This window comes from Pseudoxanthomonas sp. CCNWLY206-1, assembly GCF_039710385.1.
In the GTDB taxonomy this organism is placed as follows: domain Bacteria; phylum Pseudomonadota; class Gammaproteobacteria; order Xanthomonadales; family Xanthomonadaceae; genus Pseudoxanthomonas_A.
Window position 1 is genome coordinate 560,169 of the sequence record NZ_JBDKXI010000002.1, and the last position, 10,893, is coordinate 571,061.

At 61.6% G+C, this 10,893-nt stretch carries 5 protein-coding genes and 1 pseudogene; 2 read left to right on the forward strand and 4 right to left on the reverse strand.

Annotated elements, in window-relative coordinates; genetic code table 11:
* Window positions 1-201: 201 nt before the first annotated feature.
* Window positions 202-3,186 carry a TonB-dependent receptor gene (locus tag AADW18_RS06715; protein ID WP_337342579.1) on the reverse strand — a complete coding sequence of 995 codons (2,985 nt, stop codon included), beginning with the start codon at window positions 3,184-3,186 and terminating at the stop codon, window positions 202-204.
* Window positions 3,187-3,348: 162 nt separating this feature from the next.
* Window positions 3,349-4,656, reverse strand: coding sequence for a sugar MFS transporter (locus AADW18_RS06720; protein ID WP_337342580.1), 1,308 nt, complete (start codon window positions 4,654-4,656; stop codon window positions 3,349-3,351).
* Between the two features lie 401 nt (window positions 4,657-5,057).
* Between AADW18_RS06720 and AADW18_RS06725 the strand changes: the two are divergent.
* Window positions 5,058-7,037 (forward strand): annotated as a pseudogene (locus AADW18_RS06725) (glycoside hydrolase family 97 protein); the annotation flags it as partial.
* Window positions 7,026-7,685, forward strand: a complete 660-nt coding sequence (locus AADW18_RS06730) for an SGNH/GDSL hydrolase family protein (protein WP_337342749.1) — start codon at window positions 7,026-7,028, stop codon at window positions 7,683-7,685. The pseudogene AADW18_RS06725 and the gene AADW18_RS06730, both read left to right, overlap by 12 nt.
* Window positions 7,686-8,041: 356 nt before the next feature.
* On the opposite strand, the gene AADW18_RS06735 is transcribed toward AADW18_RS06730, so the two are convergent.
* Together AADW18_RS06735 and AADW18_RS06740 are read right to left on the reverse strand one after the other, a co-directional pair.
* Window positions 8,042-8,914 carry a TrmH family RNA methyltransferase gene (locus AADW18_RS06735; protein WP_337342581.1) on the reverse strand — a complete coding sequence of 291 codons (873 nt, stop codon included), beginning with the start codon at window positions 8,912-8,914 and terminating at the stop codon, window positions 8,042-8,044.
* A gap of 1 nt (window position 8,915) precedes the next feature.
* A complete protein-coding gene (locus tag AADW18_RS06740; protein ID WP_337342582.1) occupies window positions 8,916-10,412 on the reverse strand; it encodes an alanine/glycine:cation symporter family protein in 1,497 nt (498 codons plus the stop codon).
* Between the last annotated feature and the right edge of the window lie 481 nt (window positions 10,413-10,893).

A 10,893-nucleotide genomic window follows, 5' to 3' on the forward strand; every position in this document is an offset into this window, starting at 1 on the left:
GACCTCAAAAACTAGACGCTGCCGCATCCACCAATGCCGAAAACCACAACACGACAACAAAACGGCTGCGCCCAGCGTAAGCCGTGACGCAGCCAAAATGGGAGGGACTGCTAATCGCCGGGAAATCCCCGGCAAAACCATGCAGTGAATCACCTCGCCTCTTCCGGAAACATGCAGAAGAGACGAGGTTTGAAACCACGGTCAGAACCGGAAGCGAACACCCACGTAGTACCGGCGTTCGAAGATGTTCTGATCGTAGTAGTGATTGCTCCACTGCGCGTACCGGCGTTCGTTCTCGCCGGTCAGGTTCACGCCTTGCGCATACACGGTGAAGTTGTCGGTGATGTCGTAGCTGATCGACGCATCCAGATAACCGACCTCATCGTTCCAGACCGCCAACCGATCGCCCCACGCGGCGGTATTCATCCGAACGAAGCGCTTGCTGCGCCAGTTATAGGCCACACGTGCTTGCAGCTTGTCCTTCTGATACCAGAGAACGGCGTTGGCCTGGTGCTTCGAGTTGTCACCGATCGGCAGGTTATTACCGTCGATATCCGGCTCGCCCGACGTCTCCGCGTCCGAATAGGTGTAGTTGAGGTTCGTGCCGAAGCCGCTCCACCATCCCGGCAGGAAATCGAATGACTGCTGGTAACCCACCTCGAAGCCTTTGATGGTGCCGCCGCCGCCGTTGATGATGCGCTCCACCGGGCCACCGGCGCGAACCACGCCGTCGCCGTCGGGCAGCGGTTCGATCTGCGTGATGCTGCTCGGGAACGATTCCACATCAATCAGGAACACGCCCACGTTGAACAGAGAGGCATCATCGAAATACCACTCATAGGACATGTTGTAGTTGCTGGCGCGATAGGGCTCCAGCTCCGGGTTGCCGGAACGGCCGTTGAGGAAGATCGCCGCGTCATCCGGCAGTTCCGGATAGCGGCCACTGTTGGCGGAATAGAACACCACCAACCCTCGACCCAGATCCGGCAGATCCTGGCGTGCGACCGCCTTGTTGTAAGCGAAACGGATCTTCTGCTCATCGGAAATATCGAAGGCGATGTTCGCCGAAGGCAGCACGTCGGTGTATTCGTTAACGATGCGGTTGACGCCCAGGATCGGATTGACGCCGTTCCAGTTGTGGCTGCCGATGAACACATCGTCCCTGATCTGGTACTGATCGATCATCAGCTTGGTCTTGACGACCCGCACACCCAGGTTTGCCTGCCATGGAATGCCGTTGTTGCCGGTGTCGCCCTCCAGGTTGGCCATGAAGTAAGCAGAGGAGTTCTTCTCCGTCACCTTGTAGGAATCCGGTGCATGCGTGTAAGCGACGTTGCCCGGGTACAGACTATTGAGATAGCCCACCGGATCCTTCATCACGTTAGGGTCGATCGCCGGCAGGCCGTTGCTGCCCAGTCCACTGACGGTGAGCGGATCGAAATCGTTGAAGTAGGTCCAATAGCTGGGAATCGAACCGTACGGCAGCAGGCGTGCCTCGGAGAAGCCGGTGCAGGTGTCGGTGATCAATGGATCCTTGTAGTAGTACAGCGCCAGGTTGGGATCGGAACATGGCCCCGGCGATACCGGCGACAAGTAGCGATAAGCGTCGTACTGGAAGTCGCGCTCGCCGTAGCGGGCACCGAACTGGAGCGAACGCACCACGCCATCCTGGAACTCGAATACACCATCGGCGCGGAACGCATCGAGGTTGGCCTCTATCTTGTTTCCCTGCGCCCAGGTCGACATCAACTGCCAGTTCGCTGGATTGGAGACGTCGGTGAGCATGTCCACGCGTGGGAATTCACCACGAAAGTCGACCGCCGCCGTCACCGTCTCCAACCCGTTGGCGTTAGCCCACTGAGTGGTGCCGTCGGAGCGCGTGATCTCGTTGCCGCGGGTCGCCACTGAATCCGCACGGGCTTCCTCGTACTGCCGCTCGGATTTGCCGTGCACCCACCGCAGCGAGCCGCGGAACGGGCCGCCATTATCGAAGCGCAGTTCCAGATTGGTGTTGAGTGCCTCGGATTCGCTCGTGCCCGCGAACGAATGCGATTGAAAACGGTCGTACACGAACGTGCCTTGGTTCAGCACGCCATTCGCATCCACGTTAGCACCGGGCTGCAGCTGGTTGGTCTGCCAACCGGTGTGCAGCTGAGCGGCGACCGAGGTATCCAGATTGTCCAGCTTGGTATACGCCGCGTCGGCCAGCAGCGTGACCGAGTCGGTGAAGTTGAACTGGAACGAGCCATTCAGGCCGGTACGCTCGCGCTGTGTCTTGCGGTTCTCCAGCTCGGTCGCCACGGCGTTGTAGAAGTACTGCCGCGGTCGGGTTTGCGGATCCGTGTCGCATTCAGGACTCCCGTCGTCATTGAATCCGCCGGTGCCGAGCCGCCCATCACCGTTGAAGTCGAAGCCAACGTCGCACTCGGTCGATTTCTGAGCACCGTTGCTGAATACGCTCGGCCGCTTGTTCTCCAGCGTCGCATCGGAATATGACACCGCTAGCAATCCGCCCCAGCGCTCATTCCGATAACTGGCCAATGCGGAATAAAGTTCGTTCACCTCCTCGACCCGGTCGCCGTACGAGCCTTCCGCCTGTCCACTGAACGTCCAGCCTTCCGGCAGATCGAATGGGCGACGCGTGCGCAACGAAATCGTGCCGCTGATGCCGCCATCCAGATCGGCGGCAGTCTGCGACTTGATGACGTCGACGCCGCTGAACAGCGTCGGCGGAATGTCGACGAAGTCCGGCTGCGCGCGGCCGATGTTCGGCTGATTCCATTCGTCGCCGCCACCGGCGCTCAGGTACAGCTCGCCGTTCATCGTGGTCTGCACCTGGGGCATGCCACGGATATTGACTTGCGAGCCCTCACCCGCCGAACGCCGGATCTGCACACCAGTTACGCGCTGCAATGAATCGGTGATGGTGACGTCGGGCAATTTGCCGATGTCCTCGGCAGAGATCGAATCGACGATCTGCGCCGCATCACGCTTGGTGTTGATGGCTTCGGCCTGCGCGGCCCGCACGCCTCGTACGACGACTTTATCGAGTTCGGTGACGGGATCGGCCGTTGCCGGTGCCTGTTCCGTCGTGGTTTGCGCCAATGCCGGAACGGTCATCAGCAGTGCTGCCGCAATGGACACGGCAAGTGGTGTAACGCGATCGATCGAAAGCGAGTTCTTCATCTTCCCCTCCCAGGGCGATATCCAATCTGATGTAAAAACTGCGATTTGGTAACGATACCTTCAACACACCTGCTTCTACCGGCTACGCCGTGATGACGGCGTCTTGCCGTTGCTCTGCTTACTTCCTCTGCTTAGATAATTTCTTCGAGATTGCGCGGAGTCTTATGGCTTCCGCGATGCGATCGCATGCTTGCCCCGGCTCTCCAGCAGGCCAAAGCGGACCAGCAAGCCGTACGCCGCGACCCATCCGTAACACAGCACCGGCACCAGCAGCGCCAGCGCCAAGCCGACCCGGTCGGCGACCAATCCCATCAACAGCGGCACCACCGCACCGCCGACGATAGCCAGGCACAAGATGCCCGAACCGCCCGCGGTGTCTTCGCCCAACCCGTCGATGGACAACGTGAAGATGGTCGGGAACATCACCGAGTTGAACAGCCCGATGGCCAGGATCGCGACCGCGGCGAGCGTGCCTTCCAGCACCACACCGGCCAGCAACGCCAGGAATGCGGCGCATACGGCGCACACGGCCAACACGATGCCCGGAGCGGCGAAACGCAGCACATAGGAGCCGATGAAACGGCCCACCATCGCCAGTCCCCAGTACACCGAAATCAGATTGCCCGCAGCGTGCTCGGAGTTGGTCGCGCCCACCATGATCAGGTAGTTGACCAGCGCACTGCCGACAGCGACTTCCGCGCCGACATAAAGAAAGATGGACAGCGCACCCAGGCTGAGCCGCGGATGCCCGAGCAGGCGGAAATAATCGGCGTGTCCCACCGGCCGCACCGTCGGCATCGGTGAACGCCTCACCCACCAGCAAACCGCCGCCAGCACTACCAGGACCGCGGCGATGATCATGTACGGCAACCGCACATGGCTGGCCTGCTCCACGCGGAAGGCTTCCAGCGCGGCGTCACTCAGTCCCGCATCAGGCGTGGCGACGCCGGCGGCCAGGATCATCGCCGATCCGAACAATGGCCCGATCATCGTGCCGACCGAATTGAACGCCTGTGCGAGTGTCAGGCGACTGTGCGCACGCGCCGGGTCGCCCAGGCCAGCCGCCAGGGGATTGGCCGCCACCTGCACGATGGTGATGCCGGCCGCCAGCACGAACAGCGCCAGCAGGAACGCCGGATACCAACCCATCGAGGCCGCCGGCGAGAACATCAGACAACCGCCCGCCATGATCAACAGCCCGAGCACGATGCCACGCAAATACCCGATGCGACTGATCAGCAAGCCTGCGGGAATGGACACGATGAAGTAGGCCAGGAAGAAGCAGAACTGCGTGAGCATCGCTTCGGCGTAGTTGAGCGAAAACGTTGCTTTCAGTTTCGGGATCAGCACGTCCACCAGTACCGTGCAGAAACCCCAAGCGAAGAACAACGTGATCACCAGCGGCAACAGCCGCGTCGACCCGGGTGCGGGCACCGCCGCTGTAGAACTCTGATCGCCGGTGAAATGCATTGCGTTTACTCCTGGTCCAAATTAGCGCGGGAAATACCCTGCGAGTGATTCATCGAAGGCGGGTGTTTAGAGCCGGCTCGCATGGTTCGCCGGGAAGCAGGTTCAGGCAGCTGTTGCCGTAGTGGTACGCCGGCAGTATCCGCTCACAGCGCGCGGCAACCCACATCGGTTTGGCGTGCACTGCCACGCGGGTCGACAGGATCTTCTCCAAGCACTTCAGCATTAGAACCCTCCCAAGCCCTTCTGCGCGCATCGCATTCAGTTTGCCCGGTGCCACTGTCCGAGCAGGGGCCGCATGCAGACCACGAACGCGACCATCTGGTAACGTTATCTGATCAATCTGCCCATTACAACACGCCACAATCCGACCTGCTTCCGGCTCTGCAATGGAGAGACAATCAATGCGTTATCGCTATATTGCCCCGGCATTTCTGTGGTTTTTCGCATTTACGGCCGCTGCCGCGGGCGCCGGGCAACCGCTTCAGTTGCACTCTCCCGACAAACAGACCGAGGTGACCTTCACGCTCACTCCGGATGGTGCGCCGCAATATTCAGTGTCGTATCGACAGAACCAAGTAATCGCGCCTTCCGCGCTGGGGCTGGACCTGGGCGAGGCGGGCAAGCTGATGTCCGGTTTTCGCGTGACCGGCGAGCGCCGCGATGAAGCGAATCGGCACTATCCGCAGATCGCCGGCAAGTCCAGCGTGGGCTATGACCGCTATACCGAACTGAATATCGATCTGACCGATGGAAAAGGTCGCCGGCTGGGCTTGGTATTCCGCGCCTATGACGATGGCGTAGCGCTGCGTTATCGCTTGCCACGCCCACGCGACACTATCCTGACGATTCGTGAAGAACTCACCGGCTTCGCTTTTCCCAAGGACTACGCATGCTGGGCGCTCAATCTCGGCCGCTTCGGCACCAGCCACGAAGGCGAGTACGATCCTATAGCCGCATCACGGCTACGGCCGCACAACCTGATCGAATTGCCGCTGGTGTGCCGTACTGATTCAGCCAGCACCACACTGGCGATCGCCGAGGCCGACCTTGACCGCTACGCCGGGCTGTACCTGACCGGCAGGGCCGATGGCACGCTGGGTGTCGACGCCAAACTGTCGCCGCGGCTGGATACGCCCGAAGTCGCCGTGCGGCTTGCAGCGAAAGACATCGATAACGAAGGATTCCATACGCCCTGGCGCGTCATCATGCTGGGCGACACTCCTGGCAAACTGATCGAGTCGACGCTGATAGCCAATCTCAATCCGCCGACGCCGATCCAGGACACCGATTGGATTCGCCCCGGCAAATCCGCCTGGGACTGGTGGTCGGGCAGCCTCGCGCCCGATGTACCCAATGCCGGCATGAACGACGCCACCATTCGTCGCTACATCGATCACGCCGCGGCATTGTCGTTGGAATACATGCTGATCGACGATGGCTGGTATCAGGGCAGCACCGGCAATGGCCGCTACCATCCCAACGCTGACATTACCCGTTCGATTCCGCAGATCGATTTGCCTGGCCTGGTGCGATACGGCGCCGACCGGGGCGTGGGCATCTGGGTCTGGGCGCATTGGAGAGCGTTGGACCAGCACATGGAAGAAGCACTGGCCTACTACGAAAAACTCGGCATCAAAGGCATCAAAGTCGATTTCATGGACCGCGACGATCAGGAGATGGTGGCGTTCTATCACCGCCTGCTCGCCAGCACCGCCAAGCACAAACTCATGGTTAACCTGCACGGCGCCTATCGGCCTACAGGTCTCAACCGAACGTGGCCGCAATACCTGACCCAGGAAGGCGTACTGGGTGCGGAATACAACAAATGGACCCACCGCATCACCGCGATGCATAACTTGACGTTGCCTTTCACCCGCATGCTTCTCGGTCCTATGGACTACACGCCAGGTGGTTTCCGCAACGTGCGGCCGGAAGATTTCCAGCCGCGTCACATCGGCCCGATGGTCATGACGACGCGCGCGCATCAATTAGCGATGTACGTGGTCTACGAAAGTCCGTTCGCCGTGGTGGCCGACAGCCCGGACGCGTACGCCGGCGACACGGCCAGCGTCGATTTCCTGAAACAGGTGCCGACCACCTGGGACGAGACGCGCGTCCTGACCGGTGAAATCGGACAATACATCGCCGTCATGCGCCGCAAGGGCGGTGATTGGTATATCGGCGCAATGACCAACGAAAGCGCGCGCACGCTGGAGTTGCCTCTGGATTTCCTGCCTGCCGGACCCTATCAGGCCACGCTTTATCTGGACGGAAAAAACCCTGCCGACGTGCGCCGCGAAACCCGCCGCATCGACGTGACTGCGAGCGTGCTTACTTTGCCGCTGTCCCTTGCCGCGAATGGCGGCGGCGTGATCCGGCTCACGCCGCCATCGTCTGGCGCCGAGGATGGTCAGCGTCCTAAGGATTGGGCGAATCTTTCACGCTATGAAAAAGAAAACCGCGCTCTGCCGCCCGACAGCGTCGATGTGGTGTTCATGGGCGACTCGATTACCGAAGGCTGGCATGGCCTGACGCCGGCGTTCTTTTCCACCGGCCGCGTCGGCCGCGGAATCAGCGGTCAAACCACGCCGCAGATGCTGTTGCGCTTCCGCCAGGATGTCATAGATCTGCAGCCCAAGGCGGTGCACATCATGGCGGGCACTAACGACATTGCCGGTAATACCGGACCGATGACGCTGAAACAGACGCAAGCCAATCTGATGCGAATGACCGAACAGGCACAGGCACGAGGCATCGCGGTGATACTTGCCGCCGTGCCGCCCGCCTCGGGTTTCCCATGGCGGCCGGGCTTGGAGACGACATCGAAAATCAAAGCGCTAAATGGATGGATCCGCGACTATGCGCAACGTGTCGGCGCTGTTTATGTCGACTACTCGCAGGTGCTCGGCGATGGTCGTGGCGGCATGCGTGCGGAATTGTCGGAGGATGGTGTACACCCGAATGCTCGCGCCTATGAGCTGATGCGTCCGCAGGCGGAAGCGGCGTTGCGTGAGGCGTTGAAGCAATAGGGATTCGCACACCAACTTCGGATCGACAGTGCCTCTCGTAGAGCGGAGCTTGTTTAAATCCCCTTGGGGGCTCCGCTGCTCTTCGCATATCGGCTCCGCTGCTCTTTCGCTCATCGGCTCCGGAGACTATCAGCCGAGCAAGCTCGGCTCTACCAAAGCGTTGGCGCGACTCTACACAAGAGCGCACCACATCTCGTAGAGCGGAGCTTGCTCCGCTGCTCTTACGCATTGGCTCCGGACAAGAGCAGCCGAGCAAGCTCGGCTCTACAAAAGAACGGACACCTCTCTTGTGGGAGCGGCGTAAGTCGCGACGTTAGCGTGTCCGGTCGCGACTTACGTCGCTCCTACAAAGGATGCTATGCCTGCTGCCGTTGCCACTCCGCTAAAAACACCGCGGTAGCCGCCGCCACATTGAGGCTCTCTACCGCACCGGTCCCGGGAATCGACAGCTGCAAGTCGCAGGCGGCGGCCAGGTCCGCATCCATGCCTTCGCCCTCGGCACCCATCACATAGATCAATCGCTCGGGCAATCGCGCGGAGAACACATCTTCGCCACCACGCACCACGGTTGCCGCGAGCCGAAACCCGGCACCACGCAGCTGCGACATCGCGTTTTCCGGCTGCCCCATGCGCACCGAGGGCACGCATTCGGCACCGCCTTCGGCTACGCGCGCAGCAGCGCCCGAGAGGGCCAACGAAGAATCCTGCGATTGCAGAATCGCGGAGACACCAAAATGCGCTGCGGCGCGCAGGATGGCGCCGAAGTTGTGCGGATTGCCCACGCCATCCAGCCACAATGCCAACGCCGGGCCTTCCGGCAAGCTGCGCAGCCAATCGGACAAGGCGAGCGGCTCTTGCTTCAGCACATCGGCCACCACACCTTCGTGATGTCCGCTGGCGGCCAGTTTTCCCAGGTCTGTTTCTTCGACGACGCGATAGCCAACGCGGTGCTTCACGCACCAAGCCAGCAGAGGCTGCAGCTGCGGAATGCGGTATTCGGCCAAGCACAACTTGCGGATGGACTCCGGACGCCGCGCGAAAATCGCTTGTACGGCGTTGTAGCCATAGACGCGCAATTCGTCGCGGTGCGCCGCGGCATGCGCAGGGCGTTCTTCGCGTGTAGCCTGGGGACGGCCCGGCCGGTCGCCCACCGGGTCACGCGGTGGACGCGGGCGGTCCGACCGTTGTCCCGGCGATCGCGGCGGCCGGTTATCCCAAGGGTTGCTCACGTCAGTCCTTCTTCTTCCAGAAATCGGCGTTCTTGATGCCTAGCGCTTCCGGGTCGAAAACCGGTTCCAGGCCGAGCTTCTTCTGCCGCTCGTAGTCACGCAGCGCCAGCATCGCCGGCTTGTGCAGGATCAGGATCGCGATGATGTTCAACCATGCCATCAGGCCCACGCCCATGTCGCCCAATCCCCAGGCCTGCTGAGCGTTGTGGAAGGCGCCGAAGACCACCATGGCAATGATGCCCAGGCGCAGCAGCAGGATCGCCAGCGGGTGCGTGCGCTTTACGCCCGCGATGTAGGTCAGATTGGTCTCGGCCATGTAGTAATAGGCCATGATGGTGGTGAAAGCGAAGAAGAACAGCGCCAGCGCCACGAAGCCGGAACCCCAGCCTGGCAGCACCGATTCCACCGCCGCCTGCACGAAGCCCGGACCTTCCTCGATCCCGGCCAGGCCACCGAACAGATGAGGGCCGCCGTCGGGCGAGTAGACGTTGTACTTACCCGTCGCCAGCACCAGGAATGCGGTCGACGTACACACCAGCATGGTGTCGAAATAGATGGCGAACGCCTGCACATAACCCTGCTTGACCGGGTGCGAGACTTCCGCAGCGGCGGCGGCGTGCGGGCCGGTACCCTGGCCGGCCTCGTTGGCGTAGACACCGCGCTTGACGCCCCATTCCACCGCCAGGCCCAGCATGGCGCCAAAGGCGGCATGCGTGCCGAACGCACTGCTGAAGATCACCCGGAACATCTCCGGCACGCGATCGGCGTTCAGCAGCATCACCGTCACGGCCATCAGGATGAAAGCCAGCGCCATGAACGGCACCACGACCTCGGCGAAGTTGGCGATACGCTTGACGCCGCCGAAGATGATCACCCCCAGCAGCAACGCCACCACGATGCCGACGCCCAGCTTGAAAGCACTGCGCGCTTCCATGCCCAGCCATTGGCCATCCATCGCGCCGCACAGCGAGCTGCCGGCACAGACATTGGCGGCACTGTCGGCGATGGCATTGGCCTGCACGCCCGGCATGAGGAAACCTGTGGCGATGATCGTGGCCACGGCGAAAGTCACCGCGTACCACTTCAGTCCCATCGCTTTTTCAATGTAGTAGGCCGGGCCGCCGCGGTAACGGCCTTCCGCATCCTTGGTTTTGTATATCTGCGCCAGGGTGCATTCCACGTACGAGGTGGACGCGCCCAGGAAGCCCATCACCCACATCCAGAAAATCGCGCCAGGGCCGCCGAAGGCGATGGCGGTGGCGACGCCAGCGATGTTGCCGATGCCCATGCGACCGGCCAGGGACATGGCCAGCGCCTGAAACGAGGACACGCCCGCGTCGGACTTCTGTCCGCGAACGGTCAAGCGAACCATCTCGAAGAAGCCGCGCACCTGCATGAAGCGGGTGCGGATGGTGAAATACAGGCCGGCAGCCAGGCACATGAAAATCAATGCCTTGCTCCAGATAATGCCGTTGATGCTGCTGATGACGTATTCCACGAAAGCTCCCCGAGCGGCCAAAAGGAAAAAGTCGCCCCGGTACTGGGGACGGGTCGATTCTCCATGAAATGTGCTGGTCTGCGAAGCCCGTTGGGCCTGACGCGGACCTGTGGCTCCGCTGACAAGGGTCTTGTAGGAGCGCCGTCCCCGGCGCGAGCTCTTCCCGACAGATCGCGTAGAGCAAAAACGGCTGCAGCCGGTTCACCCTCCGGACGCGCTGCGGCGCGCTCTTGATCACGTGTGCTGAATGGCTATGGAGGCGCGGAGCGCCGTCCCGGCGCGAGCTCTTCCCGACAGATCACGGTAGAAGCGAAAAGCGGCGCGTTCGCCACCCGGACGCGCTGCGGCGCGCTCTTGATCGGGTGCGCTGAATAGCTATCGAGGCGCGGAGCGCCGTCCCGGCACGAGCTCTTCCCGACAGATCGCGTAGAGCAAAAACGGCTGCAGCCGGTTCACCCTCCGGACGCGCTGCGGCGCGCTC

What these genes read in the sequence shown, in the direction of transcription:
- AADW18_RS06715 (WP_337342579.1), bottom strand. Translation starts at nt 3,186, where the DNA reads ATGAAGAACTCGCTTTCGATCGATCGCGTTACACCACTTGCCGTGTCC.
- AADW18_RS06720 (WP_337342580.1), bottom strand. Translation starts at nt 4,656, where the DNA reads ATGCATTTCACCGGCGATCAGAGTTCTACAGCGGCGGTGCCCGCACCC.